Here is a 26,990-nt window from a genome sequence, read left to right as displayed (position 1 = left end):
TAATCCCCCAGCTCACCGGCTTATATTTTAAGGGCGTGCGGAGAAAATTCTGCTGAATTTTCTCCGCACGCCCTGTGAATTTTTATCTTCGGCCAATGTCGGATTAATTTAAGTCATTGACGTTAGAATGACACACAGATACGCGCATTTTTCGTTTTCTAATTCGCGCTTCTTTCTCCCCCATACTAATTTTTCAAGCCCCTTTTTAGAAAGGAGTCATTTCGTGACCATTAGCGTCATTGACATCTTTTCAGTAGGCGTGGGGCCTTCGTCCTCCCACACCGTTGGCCCCATGCGTGCAGCGAAAACCTTTATGGAATCTTTGCCGCATGCTCCTGCCAAAGTACATACTGAGCTGCGTGGCTCACTCTCAGCCACGGGTAAAGGCCACGCCACCGACCGCGCCGTTATTTTAGGCCTTGCCGGATGGACTCCACTTACCGTACCTATTGGCGCTAAGCCGCTTGCCGGCAGTTTTATCCCGTCTGAAGGCACAGTCGAAGGCCCCGCCGGCAGCGTGGAGTATTCCATTGCGTTCAACAACAAGCCGGTGCCTGAGCACCCGAACTGTTTGATATTTAGCGCCTGGGATGAAACCGGTGCAGAAATCACTAGCAACATGGAGTACTTTTCCGTGGGCGGCGGATTTGTACTCTCGCGTGCAGAGCTTGATGCACAGCTGCAAGCCACCCACGAAGTTCCAGCGGGTATGGCGGCTGCACAAAATAATGACAACGCTATCCCCTATGATTTCAGCACCGGTGATCAGCTCCTCGAGTTGTGCGATGAGTACGACATGACGATCTGGGAAATTGTCGCTGCTAATGAAGCAGTTATTCACCGTGAAGATGGCGGGCTAGCAAAGGTCAACGCGCACCTAGATCTGGTGTGGGATGTCATGCGCGAGTGCGTTACCGATGGCATTGCGACCAAGGGGACTTTACCCGGCGGTCTGCAGGTTAATCGTCGTGCTCCGCAACTTTATAGTCAATTGCTTGAACACCAAGATGATACTGCGTCAGGCTTTTCTGCCATGGAGTGGGTTAACCTCTATGCACTAGCCGTCAACGAGCAAAATGCTGCCGGTGGCCGCGTGGTCACTGCTCCAACTAACGGTGCCTGCGGAATCATTCCCGCGGTCTTGCACTATGCGCGTGATTTCCTCCCCGATTTCACTCGTGAGACAGCCCGGCGTTTTCTGCTCACCGCTGGCGCTATTGGCATGATCATCAAGCAGAATGCTTCTATCTCTGGCGCTGAGGTCGGCTGCCAAGGAGAAGTCGGCTCGGCATCGTCAATGGCTGCTGCCGGATTGGCGGAGATTTTAGGCTCGAGCCCAGCGCAGATCGAAAATGCGGCAGAAATAGCACTCGAGCACAATCTCGGTCTAACCTGCGATCCGGTCGGCGGCTTGGTGCAGATTCCGTGCATCGAGCGCAATGCGATTGGCGCAGTAAAGTCTATTAACTCCGCACGCCTTGCCCGCATGGGTGAAGGCACGCATTACGTCACTCTCGATAATGCTGTGCAGACAATGGCCGAGACCGGCCGAGACATGCTCACCAAGTACAAAGAGACTTCGATCGGTGGCTTGGCTAAGACCCTGGGACTATCTGTCTCCCAGGTGGAGTGCTAAGCACGCTACGCACTCCATATAACTAAGAGCATTCGACATTAAAGTGAACACTCAGCATTAAAAAGGGCGCTCTGCAGGGTAAATATTTACCAGCAGGGCGCCTTTGTGCTGTCTTAGCCGTGTAGCTTCTTAGCCAAGACCTCAACGATATCGACCAAAGCAACATCTTCTTGCTCGTGCGCTGCAAGATCCTTCAAGGCTACGGTGCCGTTAGCGAGTTCTTGATCGCCCAGTACCAACGCAAAACGTGCGCCAGCACGGTCTGCGCCTTTCATCGCTCCCTTGAGTCCCCGGTCGCCATAAGACATATCAGAGCTAATGCCGGCCTGGCGCAGCTTGTTGATGATGAGAACCATTTCTTTCTTGGCTTCTTCACCCAAAGCAACGCCGAATACGGATGCGCGTTCTTCCACGCCTGGGATCGTCTTGCCTTCTGCTTCCAAGGCAAGCACGGTGCGGTCAACGCCGAGACCAAATCCAATACCGGAGAGATCCTGGCCGCCCAGCTGCGCCATCAAACCGTCGTAGCGGCCACCGCCACCGATGCCCGACTGTGCTCCGAGTCCGTCGTGAACGAACTCGAAGGTGGTCTTGGTGTAGTAATCCAATCCACGCACCATGCGCGGGTTGATTTCAAAAGGCACCTGCATGTCGTTGAGCATCGACTTTACGGTTTCAAAGTGCGTGCTGCACTCTTCACACAGGTGATCGAGCATCAACGGCGCATCGGCGGTAGCTTCTTGGATATCTGGGCGCTTGTCATCTAAAACGCGCAGTGGGTTTATCTCCGCGCGGTGACGGGTTTCCTCGTCCAAGTCTAGTTTGAATAGGAATTCCTGCAGCTTCTCCCGGTAAGCAGGACGGCAGTTGCCACAACCCAAAGACGTCATCTCGAGGCGGAATTCGGTAAGTCCTAATGCGCGGTAACCGCGGTCTGCCAAAGCTACGACCTCGGCATCCAAAGCAGGGTCATCGACGCCAATGGCTTCTACGCCAACCTGCTGTAGCTGGCGGTAGCGGCCTGCCTGTGGGCGTTCATAGCGGAAGAATGGGCCATAATAAGCAAGTTTTACTGGCAGCTGACCGCGGTCTAAGTTGTGCTGGATAACAGCACGCATGACACCAGCGGTGCCTTCAGGGCGCAAAGTGACGTTGCGCTCACCGCGATCTGCAAAGGTGTACATCTCCTTGGAGACCACATCGGTGGACTCACCGACACCGCGAGCAAAGACCGTGGTGTCTTCAAACACCGGCAGCTCAATATGCGAATAACCCGCAAGATATGCTTGTCCCACGAGGGTCGTGCGCACAGCGTCAAAAGTAGCGGACTGCGGCGGAACGTAATCAGGCACGCCCTTAGGTGCCTGCAGGGCTTGAAACTGCTTTTTATCACTCACGGGTTCTAGATTACCTCCCCTAGTTGTAGAAGAAACCCATTGGTCTTTCTTTCTGCACGCATGGTGGTTGTGGGGCCATGCCCAGGCAATAGAGTCAACTTGTCATCGAGAACTTTTAACAGCTTCCGCAGTGAATTATCCATGGCTTCTGCATCTGAGTTTTCAAAGTCAGAACGACCAATCGAGCCCTTGAAAAGCACATCTCCGGTTAACGCGAAATCTTCTGCAACAATCACCGTGGATCCTGGTGAATGCCCCGGGCAGTGATAGACATCGAATTCCAGATCAATTAGTTTCAGCTGCCGCCCATCATGTAGATGACGGATATCTTTAATCGGAAGCATCGAGGAGGCATCAAAAAGCAACTGCGATTGCGGCGACCCGCCCTCGCCGGTGTGGAGCATAAATTCATCAGCAGGGTGAATATACGCAGGGATATCAAAGCGCTTAGCTAAATCACCAGCTTCACGAGTGTGGTCCAAATGCCCGTGGGTGAGCACGATGGCTTCAATGGCAAAGTCGTGCTCACTGCTCAATTCAATAATGCGACCCATCGTGTGCATACCTGGGTCCACGACAAACGCACGACTGTTGTGCTCAACGATATACGTGTTCGTTTTGTATGGACCTGCACCGAAACCCAGAATTTGCATGATGACTACCATATCGCGTTGCTGCGCATTGGCGATAATAAGAAAATCCGGCTACCCCGCGGAATGCGAGATAGCCGGAATGGGAAGTTAAATTTTTACTGCAGAGCAGCCAAAGCCTCACCGTAGTTTGGCTCGTCAGTGACCTCGTCTACGAACTTCGCGTAGACGACCTTGTGGTCAGCATCGGTAACGATGACACCACGTGCCAAAAGGCCCGCGAGTGGTGAATCTTGCAAAGTTGCGCCGAAGTCCTCACCGAAGGAAGAACGGAAAGCTGAGCCTGCAACAACATTTTCCAGACCCTCTGCTGCGCAGAAACGGTCCAGTGCGAAAGGCAGGTCCTTAGAGATGGACAGCACAACGGTGTTGTCCAGGGAGTTTGCCTTCTCGTTGAAGCTGCGGGCCTGTGCCTGGCATACACCGGTGTCGATGGATGGGAACAGGGAAAGAACTAGGCGCTTGCCTGCGTAGTCTGCTGGGGTGATGTCGGACAGGTCCGTGCCGACAACGGTGAAGTCTGGAAGAGCTTCGCCTACTGCTGGAAGCTCGCCTGCGGTCTGTGCTGGATTGGATTGAAAAGTTACATTAGCCATGACTACGACGATACTTCCGTTTTTACTTCCTCGCCATGAACTATTTTTCCTCTCACCCCCAATGGACTAGTAAAACCTCTAAAGGATGCGCCGGGGTGTTGAAAGCACCTGGGTTTGCTTCACGCTAGAATCAGGGCATAAATCTTGACGCAGATGACTTCTCTGGATGTCTGTGCAGCACAACGCTGGTTGTTTTCGTTGTGCGGCTGCGTCAATTGGACCTGTTCAAACACTATAAGGACCACTCGGTGACTAGTAGTAATAAAAAGCGCGGCGAAGAAGCCCTGAATCATCTCGAGCGTGAAATTAAAGCTCGCGACCGTAAAGAAAAGGCACGCCCGTTTGGCGTAGTTATTGCCTCTGTACTGGCCATCTTGGTTATCGGCGGAGGCATCACCTACTTCGCAACCCAAGGCGGCGAGGAAGACATCGTTGCCGAAGAAGCTGAAGAAAACGGCGCTACTCCCGAAGAGCAGGCAGAAATCACACTGACTGGCCAGCGCGAAACCGCACTCGAGCCAACCGTCCAGTGTGAGTACAACGAAAGCGGCGAAGCTGCCAACGACGCCACCGTTCCCAATGGCGACGATATTTCCACCGAAGGCACCGTCACCGTTAACTTCACCACCAACCAGGGTGAAATCCCTATGGAGCTCGACCGCGCGCTGGCACCTTGTACAGTCAACGCGATTACCGATTTAGTGGACCAAGGCTACTACAACGACACCATCTGCCACCGCATGACCACTGGCGGTCTTGCGGTCTTGCAGTGTGGTGACCCAACCGGTTCTGGCTCAGGCGGTCCTGGCTTCCAGTTCGCCAACGAGTACCCCACCGATGAGATGGACGACACCAATGTTCAGACCATCTACCCACGTGGTTCTATCGCCATGGCAAACGCTGGTGCTGACACCAATGGTTCGCAGTTCTTCCTCAACTACGCGGACTCCACTCTGGCTCCGAACTACACTTACTTCGGCAACGTGACTGAAGAAGGACTCGCAACCCTCGACGGCATCGCTGAAAAGGGGGTCGAAGGCGGCGCTGCCGACGGCGCCCCTGCCGAAGAGGTTCGTATCGAATCTGCCTCTGTCGCTTAAAGAAAACTGAAATATTCGCAACGAAAATAAAGGAAGCTCCGCTGGCATAACGTCAGCGGAGCTTCGATTTGACCCCAGATTTGACCACAATAGTCACACAAACCCCAACATGACCAGCAGTCTCTTTCAGCTAAGGCCACCCTGTGTGTGCAATGACACATTTATGCAAAAAGCTTTGAGTTTTGTTGCAGAACCCTGAAAATCGGGTTAATATCATGGCGTCTATACACCTATCGCTCTTCAAAGGATTTCACTATGAAGCTTTTCTCCCGCAAGGCACTTGTTGCCGGCGCAACCGCAGTCGCAGTAGCATTCGCAGGCACCTCCACTGCCACCGCTGAAGAAACCAACACCGGCGGCTCCAGCGTCTCGGACATCTTCGGCGGCTCCTCTTCTCCCGATTCGAAGAACGACGCAGACTCGACCGAAGACAATGGCAACGGCGAAGGCGACGGCGAAGGCGACGGCGAAGGCAACGGCGAAGGCAACGGTGACGGCAACGGCGAAGGCAACGGTGACGGCAACGAAAAGCCTAAGGAAAAAAACGGTTCTTCCGACATTGATCCGGAGAACATCAGCGCTTGGATCTCTGTATTCAGCGCAGTCATCGGTGCATTGGGCGCTCTCTTCGCATTCGCTTCCAAGCACCTCGGATTTAAGCTCTAATAGTCAACTCTGACTGCTTTAAAAAGGCTGCCGCGGATACCTCCCCGGCAGCCTTTGTTATTTAATAAGTCGTCACTCAAATTCAAGCGCGAGGTTCTTGCTTGGGTGCCGCAATTAGCTCTTCCGCGCCACGTACGTCCTCTAACATCTTCGGATCGAGATTTACGTCCGCACGGATAATAGAAACCTCACCGGAAGGTTCCAAGATCATCGCTTGGACCTCTGCAAAGGCACCGATGCCCGCATTACGAAGCGACGTTCGCACATCGCCATAGGTAAAGTGCGATTTTTGCAAACCATTACGGACTACAACGCCGTCGAACATTAATAGGATGGGCTCACGGTCAAGGATGCGTCCAATTCCCGTCTTTGCTCTCAAAATCCCGAAAAGGGCCTGCATCGCCATCAAGGTTGCTAGGCCGATGATGCCGGTGGCAAGTGTTGGAGGGTGGCCTAGAATGACGCGACCGGCAACTGCTCCAAACATGATGATCACAACAGCATCTGATGCCGACATCGACGCTAGTACACGTGATCCGAAAATCTTCATCAGCAGCAGGAACACAAAATAGATCGCCACCGCAGAGAAAATAACTATGGGAATGCGGTAAGGAACGATATAGATTTGGTCCTGGGCGTGTTCTACGAGCACATCGATCCAAGTCATAACTTCTACCCTACTTGGGGCTCAGTAATGCATAGCAGGCGGTTTATCATCACATCGAGAAAGACCGCCCGCTAGTTAAGACGTCAGGCTAGAATTTAATGTGGCTAACCTCGTTGAGCTGACGGCGCAGGTCACCAAGAGCGCGCTGCATGTTAGCTGGGATGAACTGGTCAAACTGTCCATTCAAACCGATGAACGCGGCGATGCCCGCAATTGCTGCCAATACTCCAGCGATTCCTACAGCAGCCGAAGCACCCTGGGAAGAGCCCTTACCTGTGCCAGGTGCGCTGCTGCCAGGCTTGGAGCCGTCGTCCGCGCCCTCGTCGGCGCCCAAGGCGCTCAGCGGCACAGAAATCTTGGTGCCAGCATCGGTGGTCACGGTAACCAGGTTGGTTGCCTCGATGTCTTCTGGCAGGGTCAGCGTTACGCTTGCCCGGCCAAATTCATTCTTCTGCACATCTTCTTCAGTATTCCACTGAGCGTCGATATCGGCGGTCTCTTGCACGTCGCCCACGGTGACGGTCGCTGTGGTGGCTTGTGGATCTTCTTCCATAGTGTAGTTAAGCGAGGTGAGGTTAAAAGTAACTTCTTCACCAGCTGCCAGGGTGCCTTCGGTGCTGATACCGATATCAGACTGGCCTTCCTGTACCTCTGCGCCATCTTTGATGTAGTCATTGAGAACTGAGTAGTCCATGTAGCCCACGTCAGTGAGGTTTTGGACATTGGCCAGAGATGCGAAGTTGTCGCCACCATCGAAGAGGAACGTGGAAGTTGCAACAGTGTATTCCGCTGATGGGTCAATTTCTTCGCCATCCAAGGTCGCGGAGATAACGCGCTGGCCTTGCTCTGCAGTTGGGTCGTAGGCGTACTCAAATCCAGCAGACAGACCCAGTGCCAAGCGTGGTCGAGACGATCCGGACTGCCACTGAGCCTCCAAAGCATCCAAAATATCTTGGCCGGTCAAAGTGCCATATGCAATCGAGTTGCCGAAAGGCTGCACAGTAAGCACATCTTGGTAAGTGACATCGCCTTTAGGAAGGTCAGCACGTACGCCACCAGCATTCATAATGCCCAAATCCACGTCAACGCCAGTCGCCTTAGCAACTGATGCGCGGTTGGCATCAGCAATTAGCGAGTTCAACGTAGATTCAACACCGCGGTTGCTCCCCGCTCCTGCACCCTCATCTTGACCACGGAAAGTAGCGCGGTCCATCTGGCCGACAACTTTAGCTCCAAGCTCTTCAGCTTGCGCCTCAGCGGCTGCTACGCGGGCCGCAACTTCTGCATCCGGGGCTAATGCTTCAACCTCAGGCATCGAACGGTCGTACTGGGTAATTTCGACAGACTCAATTTCGCCGGTGTCCTTGTTAAAGGAAATATCGGCATCTTGGAGAACCTTGCCGTATTCATGGCCCTGCGCCCAGTGCAGTGGCTGCGCACCATCACGTTCGATGATGCCCTGGGAGCGCTGGTGAGAGTCGCCCCCGAAGAGAATATCCACGTTGTTGTTAAAGCCAGCAGCGTACTGCTGCGCATCCTCGTGCATGAGCGCTACAACAACGTCTGCTTCGCCGGATTCCTTCAGTCGGTCTGCTTCCTTATTCGTAGCCTCGACGGGGTCGGAAAACTCCACACCTTCAACTGCGGATGGTGCGACCTTGTTCTTGGTCAAAGTGGTTACGGTACCAACGAAGCCAACCTTAACGCCGTCGATTTCTTGAACGTAGGAAGCATCCAGCATCGGTTCACCGTTTAAAGTGACGTTCGCGCCCAGCAATGGGTAGTCGGACTTTTCGACAATACGACCGAGCAAATCGTCATAGCCGCGGTCGAATTCATGGTTACCTACCGCAGAGACGTCAACGCCGAGTATGTTGAGTACGTCGAGGGTTGGCTCATCATCAGCGATTGCCGAGACAAATGCGTTGCCGCCGACGTTATCGCCGGAGGTAGTCATGATGTATTCCTGGTCCTGATTAACGTACTCAATCAGTGCCTTGAGCTTGGCCGCACCCATCTCTGAGTTGGCATCAGGAGCGTTAGTTTCCTGCGTAGAAAGGTGGCCATGGAAGTCAGTGATATTGGTGACTGAGAAATCAACAATATTATCTTCTTGAGCAAAGGCTACGGGCGCGCCAACTACGATGGTGGCGGATACGGTGGTTGCAGCCAGCAGACGTCCAAAACGGCGAAACTTAGACACGGGTTCTCCTGTGAGAATAATGAGAAATTACTTACAAGAGTCTTTATATCGCCTTTAAATTATCTAAGCAGCGCAACACTTCTGCACCACCTGCGCATTTACCGAGCCGATGAAAATAATTCATCACAGCTTTAACTTCACGCCACCTGCTGGTGGCTTAGCTACCCCGCAGAAGGGGTAGCTAAGCAGTCACGCGATAGACGTCGAATACGCCTTCAGTATTGCGCAACGTTGTCATCAAAGACCCAAGCTGCTTGGTATCTGAGACCGAGAAAGTAAACTGCAGGGTCGCAATATGGTCTTCACCTCGAACCGAGCGCATGGATAGTACGTTCAGCTTCGCTTCGGTAAATACCTTGGTGACCTCAAAGAGCAAGCCTTGTCTATCCAGCGCTTCTAGCTGCAAGGTCGCAGCGAAAGCACCGGAAGACGACTTTCCTTGTTCCCACTCAACCTGCACCATGCGCTCTGGTTCGCTCTTGAGCTTATCCGCGTTGGTACAGTCTGCACGGTGAACCGAGACTCCCCCGCCGCGGGTTACGAAGCCAAAGATTTCGTCTCCAGGAACCGGCTGACAACACTTGGCAAGCTTCGCCAACACATCGGGGCTTCCTTCCACCAAGATGCCGGCACCGGCTTTGGAATCCTCCGTCTGCGTGCGCTGCTTCGCGCGTGAGCTTTCCAATTCCGACAAAGGCGTGCGCGAGGCAAGCGCATCCACTGCATCATCGCGATCGCCAAACAAAGCCATGAGCTGGTTAGCAACATGTTGCGCAGAAACGTGGCCTGCGCCAATGGCTGTGTAGAGAGCATCGACATCATCGAAGTGCAGCTGCTCTGCTACCTGCTTCATCGACGTAGCAGTAAACAACCGGTGCATTGGCAAACCACCGCGTTGCACCTCAGTAGCTAGTGCATCACGACCATTTTCCAGGTGCTCTTCTCGGCGTTCTTTGGCAAACCACTGCCGTACCTTAGCCTTAGCACGCGGTGAGACAAGAAATTCCTGCCAGTCCCGCGATGGACCTGCGTTAGCATCTTTGGAGGTAAAGATTTCTACCTTGTCACCGGACTTTAGCTCCGATTCTAAGGCAACCAGTTTGCCGTTGACCTTCGCACCGATACAACGGTGGCCTACCTCCGTGTGTACGGCATAAGCAAAGTCGACCGGGGTCGAACCTGCAGGCAGCGTCACCACATCGCCCTTAGGCGTAAACGCAAAGATCTGCTGCGAGGTTAAGTCATAGCGTAGAGAGTCTAAGAACTCATTCGGGTCAGCAGCTTCTTTTTGCCAATCCAGAAGCTGGCGCATCCACGCCATCTGATCGACTTCTTCGCTGTTGCCGGAGTTCTTTCCCTTCATCTCCTTGTAGCGCCAGTGCGCAGCAACGCCGAATTCCGCGTTGTAGTGCATCTCGTGCGTACGCACCTGCACTTCTAGGGTGGATTCCCCAGCAATCACGGTGGTGTGCAGCGACTGATACACGCCAAAACGAGGCGCAGAAATATAGTCCTTGAACCTGCCTGGCAGCGCCTGGAAGAGTGAATGCACAACACCAATGGCGGCGTAGCAATTATTAACGTCATCAACCAAGATACGGATGCCGACGAGGTCAAAGATCTCCGCAAAGTCGCGACCACGCACGATCATCTTTTGGTAGATCGACCAGTAGTGCTTCGGCCTACCCATGACTTCAGCGTCAATGCCATTTTCTTTCAGCGCACCGCTTACCTGCTCCTTGATTTCTGCCAGCGCCCGGTCACGGGAAGGCGCACGGTCTGCAACCATGCGGACAATCTCGTCGTACTTTTTCGGGTACAAGATCGCAAAAGCTAGATCCTCTAGCTCCCACTTCACGTTCGCCATACCCAAGCGGTGCGCAAGCGGTGCAATCACATCAAGGGTTTGGCGTGCCTTCTTCGCCTGCTTTTCCGGCGGCAAAAAGCGCATGGTGCGCATATTGTGCAAGCGGTCAGCAACTTTAATCACCAGCACGCGTGGGTCATGAGCCATCGCCACAATCATCTTGCGGATGGTCTCTGCTTCAGCAGCCGCACCAAGGGCTACCTTGTCCAGTTTGGTCACTCCATCAACTAGACGAGCGACTTCAGGGCCGAAATCAGCGGTTAAGTCATCCAGCGAATAATCGGTGTCTTCAACCGTGTCATGCAGCAACGCCGCCACCACAGTAGTGGTGTCCATGCCAATTTCCGCAGTAATCGTCGCTACCGCCAATGGGTGGGTGATATAAGGTTCACCCGACTTGCGAAACACCCCTTCGTGCAGCATCTCCGCAGTCGAATAGGCATTGTTTAACAATTCCACGTCAGCGCGAGGATGAAACTGCCGGTGGATAGACAGCAATGGATCAAGGACTGGATTGACCTTGACGCGACCCCCAGTCAGCGAACGCGCGAGGCGGGCCGACATACTGCGAACTCCACTGCTGGCTGGGCGTTTCGTTGACCTATTGTTCGTCATGTGCGCCCTTTCACTCACTACCTACTCGGTGGATCCAAATATTTACTGGTTTAAAGACCCAAACCGAATCCTTAATGAACCTAGTTTAGCGCGTCTTATTCAGTTGTGGCATTCAGCACACTAATAGGGAGATTTCCAAACTTTTCACGTCCCCCTAAACCTTCAACTTCCAAAACCACAACAGCACCAACGACTTCTGCGCCAGCAGACTCCAGTAGCTGACGAGCGCCGGCAAGGGTACCGCCGGTGGCAAGGACGTCATCGACAAGCGCAATCTTGGCGCCTGTAATCACTGCCCCATCCGCAGGAATCTCCAACGCCGCGGAGCCGTATTCCAGCGAGTACTCCTGGTGCAGCACTGGAGGAGGAAGCTTGCCAGCCTTGCGCACAGCTAGGACACCGGTGCCCAGCTTGTACGCTGCGGCTGAGCCAAGCAAAAAGCCACGTGCATCCAGACCTGCGATAAGATCCGCGCCCAGTTTTTCACATTCATCAGCAAGCCCATCGATGACAACCGAAAAGGCATCGGCATCAGCTAATACCGGAGTCAAGTCTTCAAAAAGCACACCGTCTTCTGGAAAATCCTGTACATAGCGGATTTTATCCTTGATGGCTTCACGGGCATTGGAATACTTTGAGTTCACGGTATTAAACCTTAGGACCTATTCGTGGTTAGTGGAAAACGGGGATAGACGCGGCGAGAGTAAAAGCAAGAAGCCTCGTGGATTGTCTCCAGAGGCTTAGTAGTGCACAAGTAGATTACCAACTGTTAGAGGAAGTTTCAGAGCTCTCACCCCTCAGATGTGGAAGACTCTGCGGACTCTGGCGCATCTTGGACGTACCAGCGGTCCATATTCCACCCAATACCGGTGCTTCCGGTGTACGGCACGGCATTAGCCAGCTGCGGTGAAATAAAGAAGGTATGCGGTTCCGCAGACAGCGGCAAACCGGGAAGATCTTCCCACAATTGGCGCTCTTCGTCACGGAGTTCATCGACACGCGCCAAGCTTGGAGCGTTCACTCCATACTGTGAACGCGAATTAATGGGGCCTAAGAAAGCGTCGATGCTCGGCAACCAGGTCTCTGGATCCATTTCCAAAAAGGCTGCAGAAACATTGCCACCGGTTACTTCTTCAACCGTAATCCCGGCTGGCTCGCACTGCTGGCGGATAGAGTCCACCATCGCCTGCAAACGCTCATCTTCACCAAGGTATCCAATGCGGATGGTCATACCGGCCAGCTGTCCAGCCTTGTCCATATCCGTTTCCTGATGTTCCTTGGTAACTGAAGCAAGGGTTCGTGCCAAAGGATCATTGTGATTGACCGCATGGGTATAAACGGCTGGAACTTCTACCCCAGAAGCCTCGGAGCTCACCTTGGCGATTTCCTCTTGGTCAATACAAGAGGCAAAAGCCTGGCGCGCCCACTGCTGCTCAAAGACACCTGAGTCGGAGAAAATCAGTGAGTCCGTGAGGTCGCCGACGACATCCTCGATCTCGAAGTTATCGCCCATGGTTTCCTTATCGAACCACTTGGGTTCAGAAACAGCTGCGTCAGCAACCAGGAGGTTATCCTGCTGGGTTACTTCTGAGACATCCGAGTGGATCGGCCAGATCACAAGATTGTCCATCAAAGCTGGATCGCCGTAGTAGTTGTCATTGCGCTTGAGCAGGACCTCACCCTGCTCGCCCACGCTATCCAGGGCAAATGGACCATAGGAGACATGCATTTCTGGGATGAAATGATCAAGGCCAAAGGCAAAGCGCCAAATCTCTGCGACGCGCCCTAATTGATTAGGGTCTTGCGAATAGAGGGCGTTAACCAGCTCTTCCCTGCTCATCTCAGCACGTTCGGCGATCTTATGAGCCGGCATGACAGTGCCCGGGCCAAACATTGAACGCCACTGTCCACCTTGTCCTGGCTGGAACTTGACCAAGAATTTCTTGTTCTCAGGCGCGCAGGCAACGGATTCAACTTGATCCATCAAAGGCATATTTGACCCAAACATCTCTTGCATCTGGCCTGCGGTATAAGCCAGCAAGAAATCATCACAGGTAACAGGAGTGCCATCGGAATAAGTTGCGTCCTCAGTCACCGTATACAGAACGTTGCGCTGGTCGCCATCCATCCACTCATGGGTCGTAACCAAATCCGAGTTCGGCACCAACTGTCCAGTTGGGCCGGAGACAAAAGCACCTGGATATAGGCGGCCCGAAAGCTGCGATGCTACTGACGCAGTACCAAATGCTGAACCAGCATTGACCGTAGTTAGCTCAGAGTTAGCCAAGTATCCCGGATACTCAGAGCTTTTCTTTTCTTCAGGGCCAATTTCCTGCTCGCCGCTTTGATCTCCGCCAGTTGAGCAAGCAGTCAGCACAAGAGAGGATGCGGCAAGAAGTACGAGACCAGCACGCAAGTGTCGGGCATGCTTTCGCCACCCACGCATCGGTGCTGGTGGCGTGCTTTGGTTATCCACTGTTTTTACCACTTTTTGGTTCATGCCACGTGTCTCCTTCACAAACCCGAAACTTTACTACCCTATCTACTTAATAACCAATGAAAAAGCTTGAGGATAGGTAAACAAAGAGAAAGAAAACAGCACCGCATGTAGAAAGCGGTGCTGTTAAAATTCTTCAGCGGTTAAGAGTCAGTCTTAACGCCGTGGACGCCATGAAGAGCCAGTCTGCGAGACTTGTGTGCCTTCTAGGTTCGTCGGCTGTTGTGCGGTTGGTGAGACGACCTGGCGCTTGGAGTTTGCTTGCTTGCTACCTGCGTCCTGTTCACCCTCGCTAAATTCGGCACTGGCACGATATTCAGCTACTTGCTTGTTGTGTTCCTTAATCTTCTTACTACGGTTAGCCAGGGTGACTACCAAAGGTGAAGCCAAGAAAATCGAGGAGAAAATACCTTCGATAACACCGATGAGCTGAATGAGCGCAAGATCGCGCAGGGTACCAATACCCATCATCCATACGGCGACGACAAATAGCGCAATGATCGGCAGTGCAGAAATAACCGAGGTGGAGATCGAACGCATCACGGTCTGATTAATTGCCAAGTTGGTTTGCTCAGCATACGTTCGATTTCTTTGTCCAGTAATCCCCTCTGTATTTTCATTGACCTTGTCGAAGACAATTACGGAGTCATAGATGGAGAAGGTCAAGACCGTCAGCAGACCAATGATGACTGCTGGGGATACTTCCAAACCAAACAGCGCGTACAGGCCAGCGATGATAATGCCGTCAGCAATCAGCGCCAAGATGGCAGCAAGTGCCATGGTGCGCTGCAGGCGGAAAGCAACATATGCCGTCGCAATAACCAGGAACACAATCATCGCGATGATCATGCGTTTGGTAATAGTTGAGCCCCAGGACTCCGACACGGTGGATACGCCCACCGCATCAGGGGTGGCTTCCCCAGCTGCGTTTACTGGCTGAAATTCTTCATAGATTGCCAGTCGTGCCGAATCCGCCTGTTCCTCAGTTAAGCGCTCGGAGTTTACTTCGAGCGTCGCGCTCTCACCACTACCAACAATTTGGACCTGTTCAGGTTCAATGCCAGTAGCTTCTTGGAATACCTCGGAAACTGCGGTTTCTTCCAGGCCTTTGGCTGGAAGGTTGATTTTGGTTCCGCCTTCAAAGTCCAGCGAGAGGCTGAATCCGCGAATGGCGATTGCAGCGATTGCAACCACCAAAAGACCAATGGTGATGGAATACCAGGTCTTTGATCGCTTGATGAAATCAAAGCCGCCCTCATCGAGGTAGAGGCGATCCATGCGAGAGATTTTAGATTTATTGGCAGCCATGATTATTTCTCCTCCTGGGAGTCCTGATCCGAAGGCTTCGCGGAGGGGTCATCCCCGCTTTCTGATCTTTCGGGTGCTTCAGAAGTTGATGATGCTGATGATGTTGGCCCAACAACGCTTCGAAGCTGGTTTACTGGCTCTTCCTTGCCTTCGGCTTCAGAATCAGTGGAAGCTGCTGCCCTGTGGTTGCGGCCTGGCGCGTAGAAACCCTGTTCACGGCGTTCTTCGACCAAAGCAAACATACCGCCCAGGCCGTTCATCGATGGCTTAGCAAATGCTGGACGACGTGCCGCGATCTGCATCAGTGGTGCCATCACGAGGAAGGAAACAACGATATCGAATACGGTGGTCAGACCCAGCGTGAATGCGAAGCCCTTGACTTCACCGACAGCCAGCATGTAGACCACGACAGCGCCGATCAAGGTCACGACGTTTCCCGTAATGATGGTCGCCCGTGCGCGCTCCCAGGCCTTGGTGGCTGCGGACCTAAATGTACGTCCTTCAAGCAGCTCATCCTTGATGCGCTCGAAGTAGACAACAAAGGAGTCCGCGGTGGCACCAATACCGATGACCAAACCAGCGATACCGGACAGGTCCAGCGAGTAGCCGATCCAGCGGCCCAGCAAGACGATGGAGCCATAGGTCAAGATTGCTGCGGCCACCAGCGTAATGAGGGAAACACCAGCCAAAGCGCGGAAGTAGTAAATGGAGTAAGCCGCGACCAAAAGCAGACCTACAACACCAGCGATTAGGCCCGCTTCCAGCGCAGTCTTACCCAGTGATGGTGGAACGATTTCCGTGGTGCCGCCCGATTCACCGTCTTCACCGGTAAAGGACAATGGCAGCGCGCCATAACGTAGGTTGTTGGCAAGACTTTGTGCTTGCTCCTGAGTGAACTGTCCGGTAATGGAGGTCGCGGAACCATATGGGGTTACGCCCTGAATCACGGGAGCAGAGATAACCGCAGAGTCCAGTGTGATAGCGATTTGCTTCTGCAGGTACTCGTCGGTCAACTTGGCCCAGGTGTCGGAACCAGTTGGGCCATCACCGGTCTGGAAGGAGAAGCTAATTTCCATCTGTCCGGATTGAGAGTTCAAACCGCCATTGATTGGTGAATTCGTATCAATCTCATTACCGGTCAGACGAGTGCCTTCTGGGTCCTCGATACCCGCGAGCAACGGTACAGGTTCCAAGAGATAAGGAGCCTGATTGTCATAATCACAGGTGACGAAAGGCAGTGCTGGGTCATCTGCACCTGCTAATGGGTCAGTTGCGGCATCGCACTGCATCAAAGACAGTGCTGCGGCCTGAACCGTTGGGTCTTCAGACTGGCGGTCCTTCAACAGCATCTCAGTCATTTCATCGCGGCGATCAGCAGCCTCTAAAGAGTTCTCAGGCTCCGGTCGTGGCTCCGCAGTTACGGTTGGCGCATCTGAATCTCCATCGTCGGCAGCGTCGCCTTCGTCATCCGTAGTTGGGTTAATGGCATCATGAACCTGCTTAAGAACCTGATTCGCCCCATCGACAGAAATGAGGTCGAATTCTACCCACCGGTTAGCCATTTCTTCGATGGTCTCACCCAGCGCTGCTGGATCCGGATTCGGCTGTTCAGCTACAGGACGAAATAGCAGCTGCGATGTCGCACCAACAGCTTGAGCCTGAGTGGTGTCTTCACCCGGAACGGTGATAACCAAGGTATTACCGTTGGTTACTACCTCAGCGCCAGAGACACCCATGCCGTTGACACGCTGCTCCAAAATCGTGCGAGCTTGCGCCAACTGGTCCTGGGTTGGCTCTTCACCCTGTGGAACTAGCGTGACTCGCGTACCACCTTGCAGGTCGATACCAAGCTTGGGGCTAAGTGAACGCTCCCCGGTAAAAAGAATTAATGCGTAGAGAAGGATCACTATGAGCCCAAACAATGCTAGAGCGCGTTTGGGCCAGGTGCGATTGCTTTTGCTGATCGCGCCGCGATTAGGAGCGGACAAGGCTAATCTCCCACTGGTTGACTTTATTGACTATTTAAATTTTGCGGCCCCCGCGCGCAGTAAAATACACCACACGTTAGGTTGACCAAACACAAACCATTATCGTACGTCATATATACAACTGTGCAGCACCCGACCTTGGCATTTCTCCGAGCATGTGAGAAGTAATACGCCTTTTCATATCGTTGCCCCTGCTGTGAATTAACTAGTTAAATTGCAGCTCTGGCACGCGAAAAGCACCCGCATGCTCCCTCAATTGGGTGCACACGGGTGCTTTCTAAAAATCTAACTTTAGTTCTTTGACTCAGGTGAGCTGCCAAAGTCATCATCGTTAGACTCTGGTGCGTCATAGTTTCCAGACTCAAAGTTGCTGGAGTAATTTTCGGGGTGGCTTCCGCGATCCTCGAAAGCTTCTGGTTGCTCAGTCGCCGGGGAGCTTGGCTGCTGGTTTTCTAGTGCGGCACCACCGGCCGGGCTGATCGCATCCGCGCTGCGGATAATGCCCATGCGCTCAAAAGTAACGACGACATTAGGCGATAGTTCTAAGTTGACGGTATTGCTGTCGGTGGAAACCACGGTGCCAACAATGCCGCCGGCCGTGATTACTCGCTGACCCGGAACCAAGTCGTGCTGGAACTGCTGGATCTCGCGCTGACGCTGACGCTGCTTGCGACCAATCAGGATGCTCGGAAGGAGGAAGAGGACAAGGATTATTGCGATAAATATTAATTCCATAGTATTTCCATACTGCCAGAATATCGCCGAAATTCCTTGCCCAAGCCCGCTTGTTCTCTACACGCGAACAAAGTCGCTACGCGTTAGAAAAGCCCCGCGGCGGTATCAGGAGGAGTAAGTCCCAAATGTTCCCACGCCGCACGAGTTGCCACGCGCCCGCGGGCAGAGCGCGCAATCATGCCAGCGCGCACAAGATATGGCTCGCACACTTCCTCAACGGTGGAAGGTTCTTCACCAACAGCAATGGCAAGAGTACTCACGCCAACCGGCCCGCCGCCGTGGCCCTTAATCAATGCGCTAAGCACTGCCCTGTCCAGGCGGTCTAGACCTTTGTGGTCAACGTCGAAGACTTCCAACGCACCTTGCGCTGCTGCCATGTCAACGTGCCCATCGCCATTGACTTCAGCAAAGTCACGCACACGGCGCAAAAGCCGGTTTGCGATACGCGGGGTGCCACGCGAGCGCGACCCAATTTCTATCGCTGCATCTTTGTCAATGTCCACGCCCAAGATTCGCGCCGCACGAGTAACCACATGTTCTAGATCGGCGTCGTTGTAGTACTCCATTTGCGCCGTAAAGCCGAAACGATCACGCAAAGGACCGGTGAGCATGCCCGCGCGAGTGGTTGCACCAACAAGGGTAAAAGGGGGAATTTCCAACGGAATGGATGTTGCACCAGGCCCTTTGCCCACAATGACGTCGATGCGGAAGTCTTCCATCGCCATGTACAACATTTCCTCGGCAGGACGCGCGATACGGTGAATTTCATCGATGAAAAGGATGTCACCTTCCATCAAGTTCGATAACATCGCGGCCAAGTCACCAGCTCGTTCCAGCGCTGGGCCCGAGGTCATGCGCAGACTCGTGCCCATTTCCTGGGCAATGATCATCGCCATGGTGGTCTTACCAAGACCTGGCGGGCCCGAGAGCAACACGTGGTCTGGAACAACACCACGATTTTTGGCACCGGTGAGAACTAGCGACAGCTGTTCTTTGACCTTCGGCTGGCCGATGAATTCATCCAAGCCTTTCGGACGCAGCGAACGCTCCACGTCGTGTTCGCCCAGCTGCATTTCAGCGGCAATATTCTCATTACGCTGCAAAGGCTCAGGGCGCGCAGCGTCATTGGGAAGCTGAAATTCAGTGCGCTCTACATCCGACATGTCGTGTCCTCAATCTCCGGTGATTCATTCATTGTTGAAGAACTTCTATTTCTTACCGCTCAGTGCTGCAAGCGATGCACGCAAGACGGTAGCAGTTTCAAGGGTTTCCACATCTTCTGATTCTGCCACGAAGGCTTCAACCACAGGACGCGCCGCTTTTTCGGTAAAGCCAAGCCCGACCAATGCTTCGACAACGGTATCTACCATTGCCCCGCTGCCGACAGGCAGGCTGCTTTGGGAAGCAGCCGACGCATCATCCCCAGCAGGTTGCGCAATAAAGCCTTTAACCTTGTCCTTCAGCTCCAATGCCATGCGCTCCGACATACGCTTGCCAACCCCTGGGATGGTCTGCAGCTTCTTCGCATCCCCGTTATTAATGGCAGTGGCAATTTCGCCTGGCTCGAGCACCGATAAACATGCCAGCGCAAGCTTGGGGCCCAGACCGGACACTACTTGGAGTTGATGAAACATCGCACGGTCTTCATCGGCGGTAAATCCATACAAGGTCATGGCGTCTTCCTTGACCGCCAAGGACGTCATCACTCGCGCATGCTCACCACGCACCAAAGTGCCTAAGGTCCGGGGCGTAGCTAAGAATTGGTAGCCAACCCCGCCACATTCAATAACAGCGTGATCAAGGGCGATGGATAAGACCTCACCGCTCAAAGAGGCAATCACAGGTTTTCTAGCTCCATTTCTTCTTGTGCAATAACTCTTGTTGCTGTTTCTGACGCAGCACGCAACGCATTGGTTCCCAATATTTGACCGCTATCGGATTTACGCGTGCCCATTACTTATTCGCTGCTTGCTTGCGGCGTTCTTCCTCCAGCTTTTTCATCTGCTGTTGCGCCATCTCTGCACGTTGGATAACTGGGGCTCGCCAACAGTGGCAGACCGCGAGTGCCAAAGCATCGGCAGCATCCGCCGGCTTCGGCGCTTCACTCAATCCGAGGATACGGGTAATCATAGTGGTCATCTGCTTCTTATCAGCACGACCATTGCCAGAGATAGCCTTTTTCACTTCCGAAGGAGTGTACATATAAACCGGTATATCACGCTTGGCTGCAGCCAGCATCAACACGCCAACACCATGGGCTGTGTGCAACACCGTGGAGACATTGCCGCGCTCAAAAAGTCTTTCAATCGCGACCACGTCTGGTTGGTAATCATCCATCCATTCCTCCACCGCACTGGAAAGACGAAGCAAGCGTTGTGCCAATTCTTCCTCTGGTGGGGTGCGCGCAACACCCACAGAGATGGGGATGACTGCGCGACCGCGACCAGCTTGTACTACGGAAAGACCACAGCGGGTTAAGCCAGGGTCAATACCCATGACGCGCAAACCCTCAAGGTTCATTGGCTATACCGTCCTTTTGCCGCTGATTTCATCGGCTCTATATCCCTGTCGATGCGCTAAGTTAGGCCTCAGGCATCAGATACCCTCACACATATGTTCTACCATATGTAGGTGACAAAGAAGTGCACCTATGCCCACAGTGTGGAACCTAGGTGCACTCTTAGCGTTTCGAATCAGTGGACTAAAGCCACGATAATGCTCTCAAACCTTAGTCTTCGTCCAAGGCAGCAAGCACGTCTTCTGAAAGATCCATGTTGGTGTACACGTTTTGTACATCATCAGATTCTTCCAGAGCGTCAATTAGGCGCATGATCTTCTTAGCATCATCCACACCGAGCGCTACTTCAACCGAAGCGCGGAAGTCCTGGTCGGAATCTTCCACTTCAATCTCAGCTGCTTCCAAAGCTTCCTTCACAGCAGAGATATCGGTGGGCTGGCAGGTAACCTCAAAGAACTCACCCAAGTCATGGACATCCTCAGCGCCTGCTTCCAGGACAGCCATGAGAACGTCATCGACTTCTAGTTCGCCCTTTTTCACCAAAACCACACCGGTGCGGGTAAACATGTACGCGACCGAGCCGGATTCACCGAGGTTGCCACCGTTGCGAGACATCGCGGTACGTACCTCGGTAGCCGCGCGGTTGCGGTTATCAGTCAAACACTCAATCAGCATGGCAACACCATTGGGGCCATAGCCTTCGTACATGATGTTTTCCCAGTCCGCACCGCCAGCTTCTTCGCCGGAGCCACGCTTGCGCGCGCGCTCGATATTGTCGTTGGGGACGGAGGCCTTCTTGGCCTTTTTGATCATGTCGTCCAGGGTTGGGTTGGCCGCCGGGTCACCGCCACCGGTACGCGCTGCAACTTCGATGTTTTTGACCATCTTTGCGAATTCTTTGCCGCGCTTGGCGTCATTCGCGGCCTTTTTATGCTTCGTAGTTGCCCACTTTGAGTGGCCTGCCATCAAGTTACCTTTCGTACGTTAAAAATTAGCTTGCCATCAACTATACGTTCTTCTGCAGTTATCAATACTATCCCCCGCGCACCGAGCACGAGAAAATGCGGCTGCGAACAAGAAAAAGCACGCTAGTTAGGCTCGCGCATGAGCCCTTCTTGGGACAACACAGCTACTAATTCACCTTGCTGATTAAACACATTGCCCTTGGTCAGGCCCACTCCACCACCAGCTGAGGGCGAATACTGATCTACTAGTAGCCATTCATCAACACGCACTGGGCGCAAGAACCACATGGCATGATCGAGGCTAGCTACCTGCAATTCTTGCTCTGGGTGATCCAGTAGCGCCGTATACAGCAAAGTCATATCGGATAAATAAGTAAGCGCAGCTTGATGCACATCCTGATCATCGCCCATCACACCAGTGTTTTTAAACCAAAGGTACTGGTGGGTGCCCTGGCCTGCAGGGTGTAGTTGTTCCTCGGTCAGCTTTGATTCTTCAACCGCGCGGATATCCCAATCCATCCAATCCAGCTTGCGTTTTTGTGCAGAGCGCGGACGAATCTCTAAATGGTCAATAGCTTCCTCAGGCCCTGGCACCTGGGGCATGGCGGTGGCATGTTCTGGTCCGCGGTCTTTATCGTGGTGGAAATTGACGGTCATAATCATCATGCGTTTGCCGTTTTGGAAGCCTTCCACTCGGCGGCAGGAAAAAGTACGTCCATCACGTACATGTTCAACTTCAAACTCGATAGGCTGCGCCGCAATGCCGCCTTCTAAGAAGTAGCTATGCAAAGAGTGCGCACGCTTGCCCTCGACAGTCAGTTGTGCTGCGCGAAGTGCCTGTGCCACAACCTGTCCGCCGAAAGTTCGGGTAAAAGCAGAGGGAACCGAAGGACCTAAGAATTTTCTATCGCCTAAAGGCTTCATATCCAAGACGTCGTGAACAGACTGCTCTTTTGGTGCAGACGTTGAGTCGCTAGTGGTCACTTTGTTCTCCTTAGTAGATTTCTCTTAACTTCTCAAGGGGTAATCTCTCAATCATATGTGAGCAATACCAATGCGTTGCATGCCCGTCCAGTACGTCAATTTCGCCAGCTGTTAGTTACCATGTTGGATATGATGCCGAAGAAACTACATCGAGTAGTCGCCTATCTGGAAATGTTTACCTGGACCTTCCTGATTGTGGGAATGATCCTCAAATACTCAGGCGTGACAGAAGCTGTTGTTCCTGTAGCCGGAGGAATCCATGGTTTCGGCTTCCTGTGCTTTATTTTCATCACGACCTTGGTCTGGATCAATAATCGCTGGCCTGTGGGAATTGGCATTGTGGGCCTTGTTGTCTCCGTCATTCCGTGGGCAGCGCTGCCTTTTGCTATCTGGGCGGATCGCAAGGGTCTGTTGGAAGGTGGCTGGCGCTTTCATAATCGCGATGAAAAGCCGCAGGGACTTTTCGACAATGTTCTAGCGCAGGTGGTACGCCACCCTGTTCGCTCCATTTTGATCGTGCTGGTTATCGTCATCATCGTCTTCAGTATTTTGTTGTACTTGGGCCCACCGGTTGATGTGGAGTCCGCTATCGAGGGTCAAGCCAACTAGAGTGCATCTTTCGTGCACTCTGCAAACCACTGACAACTACACAAAGGCCATAAGAGCATGCCAGTTCTAAGGCGTCTATTCGCTACCATTCCAGTGATTTGGACCGCGTGGGTAATAGCCCGCATCATGTTGGGCTTTATCATTTTCCGCGATCATTCCCCGCGCGGAGATGTTGCTTATTACTTCTATGGCATCTTGGGCAATGATCCCTCCATGATGACTGAGTACCCGCATGCGGGTACTTGGCCAGTGGAGGTTCTCACTGCACTCATCGGCGATCATATCGATGCTTTCTACATCGCTTTTGTTCTGATGTGCATGCTTGTCGATGCCCTATTCCTCGCTCTTGTCCTAAGCAATCACCACGCAAACCCACGGGTATGGATTGCTGGCTGGTTCTGGATCTTCTTTGGCACCTTGACCGGCCAAGTCTTCTACATGCGGCTCGATATTTTCCCAGCCCTTACGGTCGCGGCTGCTGCGGCGTGCTTGGTGAGGTGGCCTAATATTGCTTCAGCGCTGCTGGCTTTTGCGACCACGATGAAGCTCTGGCCAGGCGTTCTAGCTGCCGGTCTCGTCGGGCGCTTTAGCAACCGCAAGTCATGGTTGAGGTTGTTGAGCTTTTTCACCGCGCTTGTCGCGTTGTGCGCCATCACGGTTGTAACCAGCGGGTGGCAGCGTCTTTTAAGCCCCTTGACCTATCAAAGCGATCGCGGTTTGCAGATTGAATCCGTATTCGCCACGCCTTTTGTTTACCAGGCCTTTTATGAGCCAACGCGGTGGGAAATGGGCTATGCCGAATCAAAAAGTTTTGAAATCTCCGGCCCCGGCGTCGATCAAGCCATTGCTTGGTCCACTTATTCCATGTCCGCCGTTATAGCTTTCGCTTTGGCCTGGGCACTGTGGCGTTTTCTGGCTGGTGGTTGGAATCCACGGAGCACCATCGCCTTTTTCGGCGTGATGATTTTACTGCTGATTATCACCAATAAAGTCTTTTCCCCGCAGTACATTGTTTGGTTCGCGCCGCTGCTCGCAGTTGCACTACGCCAGCCGCAGATGTCTGAGCACCAGCTCAAACATCCTAGAACTCACCGGGCAATTTCCATCCTCATGGTGTCCTTAGCTGTACTAACGCTCGTAACTGCCGCTTTAGGCAGTTACGTCTATCCCAGCAACTACAACTTTATTTGGGCCCAGGTGGGTGTCGAGTTCGCACCTGTGGCAGCACTCGCGCTGCGCAATCTTCTCATCGTTATTATGGCTGCGCTTGCGCTATGCTGGCTCGCGCTCGAAACATGGTGCGAAGCTCGTGCACAATCCAAACATTCTGCTGCGCAGCAGCATCTGGCGGAAGCGCCAGTTGCTATGGACGCTCGAGACTAAAAGAGTATTCAAAAAATTCTGGCAGCGGAGCCGTGCCACCCAAACGCAGCACACGTACTGTTGGACGCAAACGTAAAGCCCGGGTATCGGATACTGCTTCATTATAAAAACGGTGCGCTAATTGAACGCGTGTTTCCGCATCCACCAACTGCGGATTCGCCGATACACTGGCAGCTAATTGCTCATCAACGTCAAAGAACTTGTGGATTTCCACATTCAGCTCCCGTTCACGTTGTGAGCGCTCATCAAATTTCCCGTGGCGGAGCGCAACGCCTTCTGCTTGCAGGGCAATCGGCGCGAGAACCGGGACCAACACACCGATAACGGCTGCGCGTCGGTCCAGCATCGCTTGCAGCTGAGCCAAGGCGGCATCTGTGCGGATGTGCAAGGTATTAAGCCGCTGTGCGGTGAAATATGCCCACAGCGCAATAACTGTGATGATCACCGTGATGACGATGAGCATAATCGTATTCATGAAAAGCGCTGCTCCTTAGCCGACCCGAACTTTAGTTCCGTCTTGGACAGTTTCATAGACCTGCATCACCGCGGCTGCGACATGGTCCCAGTCATATTGCTCGGCACGCTGGATACCTGCGGAGATCAGGGCACGGCGTTCGTGCTCATCATCGATAAGCCGCGTAATCTTTGCAGCCAAGTCGCGGGCATCGCCATTTTTAAACAGCAAGCCGGCAGGCTGTTCAGCCTCCACATTGCACACTGCCGCAAACGCTTCTAAATCACTGGCAACTACAGCGCACCCCGCGGCCATCGCCTCAACCAGGACAATGCCAAAGGACTCGCCACCGCGATTCGGCGCCACGTAGATATCCGCGCGGCCCAGAATCCGAGCTTTATCTAGATCGGAAACACGCCCGACAAAATCCACGCCAGAGCGCGACCGGGCATGGCCTCCCCCCATCACAGTTACGCGGATGGGACGATCGATGTGCTCAAGCGCATCCAAGAGAACATCAAGCCCCTTGCGTGATTCATCAAGGCGGCCCAAGAATACAATCTCCAGGGGTCGTTGAGTAGCGTCGCCTGCGTTGTTAGACGCAGCGGCGCTATGTTGGAGCGCCGCTGCGTATACCGAGGTATCCACGCCATTAGGAATCAAGATCGGATCGCCGCCCAGTTGTTCGACCTGCCAACGCCGCGCCATCTCCGAGACAGCAATGCCCCCGCGAATTTTTTCCAACATCGGGCTGAGGACCGGACGCGCCAACTGCAAAAGGCGTGAGCTCGCCGCAGAAGCATGATACGTAGCAACAATCGGCCCCTCAGCGATGCTCAGAGCCCGCATGGAGTAGCTCGGGGAATTTGGCTCGTGAATATGCAAGACATCAAAGTCGCCATCACGAATGAATTCTTTTACGCGGCGAGTAACCTGCGGTCCGATAGAAAGCCGCGCGACAGACCCGTTATAAGAAATCGGGATGGAGCCGCCACCTTTAACAACAAAGTCCGGGACATCGGTCTCTGCTGAAGCCGGACCCAGAACCTGCACAAAATGGCCCTGGTCAATAAAAACCGTGGCAAGGTCAAGCATATGCGCTTGAACTCCGCCTGGTTCGTCGAAGGAATACGGGCACACTAAACCAATTCGCACCTGCTATTTCCTCCCCTTTTTCTTCTGCCGCGCAGCTTGGTTTTCCTCACGGCTCTCGCGCTCCGCGCGCCTGAGCCGGCGTTGTTCAATATCGACATTCCACTGCGGTTGCAGCATGTGCCAATCTTGAGGCCGGCGGCGGAGGAATTTTTCGAAGTGCCGAGCAAGGCTTTGCGTTGTTGTCTTGATGTCGTCGACCTCAATCGGTTCCGAGACCGTCATACCCCACCGCGGGCTGCCACCTGCAACTGATGCACCAGACTCATCGTCGTTGTCGTCGTGAAAAAAGCAATGGACAGCGTGCAGATGAGCACCTGTCTCCTGCGCTAAACGTGCAGGACCTGTGGCCATATTGCACGGCTCGCCGAAGAAATCTACCTCCACGCCATGCCGCGTTAAATCGCGCTCGGAAAGCAGACACACCACTTCCCCTGCTTCTAACGCTTGCTTCAGCTGCTCATAAGGCGGCTGCTCACCACCGGTCAGAGCTATGACCTTAAAACCAAGCGCCTGTCGGTAATCCACGAAGGCTCTAAACAAGCTTTCCGGCTTGACACGTTCTGCGACAGTGGTGAAAGGGCCATTATAGCCCACCAAAAATACGCCAGCCATGTCCCAGTTCCCACTGTGGGTCAGCGCCAGAATGGTGCCCTTAGGTGAATTCAAGGAGGCATCAAGAAGCTCTTTGCCCTCAAGCCCTGCTAGCAGTTGACGATGCAAATCTGCATCCTGCGATAAGGACTGCAAGCGAAATGCTTCCATCCAATAGCGCATATAAGAACGCATGGAATCCCGCACTAGTTCACGGGTTACGTTTTCCGGCCCCACTATGCGCATCAAATTGCGGCGTAGCTGTTCCATCCCTGCGCCATCGTGCGAGACCTTATCTGCCACCTTGTTAAAGAGCCATTCGGCTAGTGGCACAGGCAGGTGCTTGACCAGGCTCCACCCAGCAAAATAGCCGGCGGCAGAAATATCGTCCTTAATTTTCATCTAG

General features: G+C 53.4%; 24 protein-coding genes. 5 read left to right on the top strand and 19 right to left on the bottom strand.

Annotated features, from left to right (window positions below):
* The first annotated feature begins 223 nt into the window (after window positions 1-223).
* On the top strand, window positions 224-1,636 hold the full coding sequence (locus CSTAT_RS06115) for an L-serine ammonia-lyase (protein ID WP_075722818.1): 1,413 nt from the start codon (window positions 224-226) through the stop codon (window positions 1,634-1,636).
* A gap of 113 nt (window positions 1,637-1,749) precedes the next feature.
* Here CSTAT_RS06115 and hisS read toward each other — a convergent pair whose 3' ends face one another.
* The 3 genes from hisS to tpx all read right to left on the bottom strand — a co-directional run bounded on the left by hisS (window position 1,750) and on the right by tpx (window position 4,279).
* Window positions 1,750-3,033 (bottom strand): histidine--tRNA ligase, encoded by a 1,284-nt coding sequence (gene hisS / locus CSTAT_RS06110; RefSeq protein ID WP_075722817.1) that lies wholly within the window; start codon window positions 3,031-3,033, stop codon window positions 1,750-1,752.
* Window positions 3,034-3,038: 5 nt separating this feature from the next.
* The gene (locus tag CSTAT_RS06105; RefSeq protein WP_075723820.1) at window positions 3,039-3,686 is read right to left on the bottom strand and encodes an MBL fold metallo-hydrolase; all 648 of its coding nucleotides are present in this window, start codon (window positions 3,684-3,686) and stop codon (window positions 3,039-3,041) included.
* Between the two features lie 95 nt (window positions 3,687-3,781).
* The gene (gene tpx / locus CSTAT_RS06100; protein WP_075722816.1) at window positions 3,782-4,279 is read right to left on the bottom strand and encodes a thiol peroxidase; all 498 of its coding nucleotides are present in this window, start codon (window positions 4,277-4,279) and stop codon (window positions 3,782-3,784) included.
* Window positions 4,280-4,527: 248 nt separating this feature from the next.
* Here tpx and CSTAT_RS06095 point away from each other — a divergent pair, with 248 nt between their 5' ends.
* Window positions 4,528-5,379 carry a peptidylprolyl isomerase gene (locus tag CSTAT_RS06095; RefSeq protein WP_075722815.1) on the top strand — a complete coding sequence of 284 codons (852 nt, stop codon included), beginning with the start codon at window positions 4,528-4,530 and terminating at the stop codon, window positions 5,377-5,379.
* Between the two features lie 255 nt (window positions 5,380-5,634).
* Window positions 5,635-6,045 (top strand): hypothetical protein, encoded by a 411-nt coding sequence (locus CSTAT_RS13450; RefSeq protein WP_156845098.1) that lies wholly within the window; start codon window positions 5,635-5,637, stop codon window positions 6,043-6,045.
* A gap of 82 nt (window positions 6,046-6,127) precedes the next feature.
* Here the strand turns inward: CSTAT_RS13450 and CSTAT_RS06085 are convergent, their stop codons facing one another.
* The 13 genes from CSTAT_RS06085 to CSTAT_RS06025 all read right to left on the bottom strand — a co-directional run bounded on the left by CSTAT_RS06085 (window position 6,128) and on the right by CSTAT_RS06025 (window position 22,392).
* Window positions 6,128-6,712 (bottom strand): DUF421 domain-containing protein, encoded by a 585-nt coding sequence (locus CSTAT_RS06085; RefSeq protein WP_075722813.1) that lies wholly within the window; start codon window positions 6,710-6,712, stop codon window positions 6,128-6,130.
* An 88-nt stretch (window positions 6,713-6,800) separates the two neighbouring features.
* Window positions 6,801-8,915 carry a bifunctional metallophosphatase/5'-nucleotidase gene (locus CSTAT_RS06080; RefSeq protein ID WP_075722812.1) on the bottom strand — a complete coding sequence of 705 codons (2,115 nt, stop codon included), beginning with the start codon at window positions 8,913-8,915 and terminating at the stop codon, window positions 6,801-6,803.
* Window positions 8,916-9,096: 181 nt separating this feature from the next.
* Window positions 9,097-11,397 carry a RelA/SpoT family protein gene (locus CSTAT_RS06075; protein ID WP_075722811.1) on the bottom strand — a complete coding sequence of 767 codons (2,301 nt, stop codon included), beginning with the start codon at window positions 11,395-11,397 and terminating at the stop codon, window positions 9,097-9,099.
* Between the two features lie 95 nt (window positions 11,398-11,492).
* A complete protein-coding gene (locus tag CSTAT_RS06070; RefSeq protein WP_066793750.1) occupies window positions 11,493-12,041 on the bottom strand; it encodes an adenine phosphoribosyltransferase in 549 nt (182 codons plus the stop codon).
* A gap of 146 nt (window positions 12,042-12,187) precedes the next feature.
* Entirely contained in the window at window positions 12,188-13,897 is a 1,710-nt protein-coding gene (locus CSTAT_RS06065; protein WP_244892915.1) for an ABC transporter substrate-binding protein, read from the bottom strand.
* Window positions 13,898-14,050: 153 nt separating this feature from the next.
* The gene (secF, locus tag CSTAT_RS06060; RefSeq protein ID WP_066839927.1) at window positions 14,051-15,202 is read right to left on the bottom strand and encodes a protein translocase subunit SecF; all 1,152 of its coding nucleotides are present in this window, start codon (window positions 15,200-15,202) and stop codon (window positions 14,051-14,053) included.
* Between the two features lie 2 nt (window positions 15,203-15,204).
* Window positions 15,205-17,190 carry a protein translocase subunit SecD gene (gene secD / locus CSTAT_RS06055; RefSeq protein ID WP_075722810.1) on the bottom strand — a complete coding sequence of 662 codons (1,986 nt, stop codon included), beginning with the start codon at window positions 17,188-17,190 and terminating at the stop codon, window positions 15,205-15,207.
* Window positions 17,191-17,481: 291 nt separating this feature from the next.
* A complete protein-coding gene (yajC, locus tag CSTAT_RS06050) occupies window positions 17,482-17,925 on the bottom strand; it encodes a preprotein translocase subunit YajC (protein ID WP_066793743.1) in 444 nt (147 codons plus the stop codon).
* Window positions 17,926-18,008: 83 nt separating this feature from the next.
* Complete coding sequence (gene ruvB, locus CSTAT_RS06045) at window positions 18,009-19,088, bottom strand: Holliday junction branch migration DNA helicase RuvB (RefSeq protein ID WP_066793741.1); 1,080 nt, start codon at window positions 19,086-19,088, stop codon at window positions 18,009-18,011.
* 45 nt (window positions 19,089-19,133) lie between these two features.
* Window positions 19,134-19,766 carry a Holliday junction branch migration protein RuvA gene (gene ruvA / locus CSTAT_RS06040; protein WP_075722809.1) on the bottom strand — a complete coding sequence of 211 codons (633 nt, stop codon included), beginning with the start codon at window positions 19,764-19,766 and terminating at the stop codon, window positions 19,134-19,136.
* A 112-nt stretch (window positions 19,767-19,878) separates the two neighbouring features.
* The gene (gene ruvC / locus CSTAT_RS06035; RefSeq protein ID WP_075722808.1) at window positions 19,879-20,445 is read right to left on the bottom strand and encodes a crossover junction endodeoxyribonuclease RuvC; all 567 of its coding nucleotides are present in this window, start codon (window positions 20,443-20,445) and stop codon (window positions 19,879-19,881) included.
* 208 nt (window positions 20,446-20,653) lie between these two features.
* Entirely contained in the window at window positions 20,654-21,409 is a 756-nt protein-coding gene (locus CSTAT_RS06030) for a YebC/PmpR family DNA-binding transcriptional regulator (protein ID WP_066793726.1), read from the bottom strand.
* A gap of 122 nt (window positions 21,410-21,531) precedes the next feature.
* On the bottom strand, window positions 21,532-22,392 hold the full coding sequence (locus tag CSTAT_RS06025) for an acyl-CoA thioesterase (protein WP_224758441.1): 861 nt from the start codon (window positions 22,390-22,392) through the stop codon (window positions 21,532-21,534).
* 129 nt (window positions 22,393-22,521) lie between these two features.
* Between CSTAT_RS06025 and CSTAT_RS06020 the strand changes: the two genes are divergently transcribed.
* Both CSTAT_RS06020 and CSTAT_RS06015 read left to right on the top strand, forming a co-directional pair.
* The gene (locus CSTAT_RS06020; protein WP_079005671.1) at window positions 22,522-23,001 is read left to right on the top strand and encodes a DUF3817 domain-containing protein; all 480 of its coding nucleotides are present in this window, start codon (window positions 22,522-22,524) and stop codon (window positions 22,999-23,001) included.
* Window positions 23,002-23,058: 57 nt separating this feature from the next.
* Window positions 23,059-24,384, top strand: coding sequence for a glycosyltransferase 87 family protein (locus CSTAT_RS06015; RefSeq protein WP_075722807.1), 1,326 nt, complete (start codon window positions 23,059-23,061; stop codon window positions 24,382-24,384).
* Here CSTAT_RS06015 and CSTAT_RS06010 read toward each other — a convergent pair.
* From CSTAT_RS06010 to CSTAT_RS06000, 3 genes are read right to left on the bottom strand one after another with little or no spacing between them, the layout of a single operon-like run.
* Entirely contained in the window at window positions 24,365-24,859 is a 495-nt protein-coding gene (locus CSTAT_RS06010; protein WP_075722806.1) for a LemA family protein, read from the bottom strand. The genes CSTAT_RS06015 and CSTAT_RS06010 overlap by 20 nt on opposite strands.
* A 15-nt stretch (window positions 24,860-24,874) precedes the next feature.
* A complete protein-coding gene (locus CSTAT_RS06005) occupies window positions 24,875-25,993 on the bottom strand; it encodes a glycosyltransferase family 4 protein (RefSeq protein WP_075722805.1) in 1,119 nt (372 codons plus the stop codon).
* Window positions 25,994-25,996: 3 nt separating this feature from the next.
* Window positions 25,997-26,986 carry a phosphatidylinositol mannoside acyltransferase gene (locus CSTAT_RS06000; RefSeq protein WP_075722804.1) on the bottom strand — a complete coding sequence of 330 codons (990 nt, stop codon included), beginning with the start codon at window positions 26,984-26,986 and terminating at the stop codon, window positions 25,997-25,999.
* Window positions 26,987-26,990 lie beyond the last annotated feature (4 nt).

Source organism: Corynebacterium stationis (genome assembly GCF_001941345.1).
GTDB lineage: Bacteria > Actinomycetota > Actinomycetes > Mycobacteriales > Mycobacteriaceae > Corynebacterium > Corynebacterium stationis.
Note: the sequence above shows the minus strand (reverse complement) of the source record. Positions and strands in the feature narration are given on the sequence as shown.

What these genes read in the sequence shown, in the direction of transcription:
- CSTAT_RS06105 (WP_075723820.1), bottom strand. Translation starts at nt 3,686, where the DNA reads ATGCAAATTCTGGGTTTCGGTGCAGGTCCATACAAAACGAACACGTAT.
- tpx (WP_075722816.1), bottom strand. Translation starts at nt 4,279, where the DNA reads ATGGCTAATGTAACTTTTCAATCCAATCCAGCACAGACCGCAGGCGAG.
- CSTAT_RS13450 (WP_156845098.1), top strand. Translation starts at nt 5,635, where the DNA reads ATGAAGCTTTTCTCCCGCAAGGCACTTGTTGCCGGCGCAACCGCAGTC.
- CSTAT_RS06085 (WP_075722813.1), bottom strand. Translation starts at nt 6,712, where the DNA reads ATGACTTGGATCGATGTGCTCGTAGAACACGCCCAGGACCAAATCTAT.
- CSTAT_RS06075 (WP_075722811.1), bottom strand. Translation starts at nt 11,397, where the DNA reads ATGACGAACAATAGGTCAACGAAACGCCCAGCCAGCAGTGGAGTTCGC.
- CSTAT_RS06065 (WP_244892915.1), bottom strand. Translation starts at nt 13,897, where the DNA reads ATGAACCAAAAAGTGGTAAAAACAGTGGATAACCAAAGCACGCCACCA.
- secF (WP_066839927.1), bottom strand. Translation starts at nt 15,202, where the DNA reads ATGGCTGCCAATAAATCTAAAATCTCTCGCATGGATCGCCTCTACCTC.
- yajC (WP_066793743.1), bottom strand. Translation starts at nt 17,925, where the DNA reads ATGGAATTAATATTTATCGCAATAATCCTTGTCCTCTTCCTCCTTCCG.
- ruvB (WP_066793741.1), bottom strand. Translation starts at nt 19,088, where the DNA reads ATGTCGGATGTAGAGCGCACTGAATTTCAGCTTCCCAATGACGCTGCG.
- ruvC (WP_075722808.1), bottom strand. Translation starts at nt 20,445, where the DNA reads ATGAACCTTGAGGGTTTGCGCGTCATGGGTATTGACCCTGGCTTAACC.
- CSTAT_RS06030 (WP_066793726.1), bottom strand. Translation starts at nt 21,409, where the DNA reads ATGGCAGGCCACTCAAAGTGGGCAACTACGAAGCATAAAAAGGCCGCG.
- CSTAT_RS06020 (WP_079005671.1), top strand. Translation starts at nt 22,522, where the DNA reads ATGATGCCGAAGAAACTACATCGAGTAGTCGCCTATCTGGAAATGTTT.
- CSTAT_RS06015 (WP_075722807.1), top strand. Translation starts at nt 23,059, where the DNA reads ATGCCAGTTCTAAGGCGTCTATTCGCTACCATTCCAGTGATTTGGACC.
- CSTAT_RS06010 (WP_075722806.1), bottom strand. Translation starts at nt 24,859, where the DNA reads ATGAATACGATTATGCTCATCGTCATCACGGTGATCATCACAGTTATT.
- CSTAT_RS06000 (WP_075722804.1), bottom strand. Translation starts at nt 26,986, where the DNA reads ATGAAAATTAAGGACGATATTTCTGCCGCCGGCTATTTTGCTGGGTGG.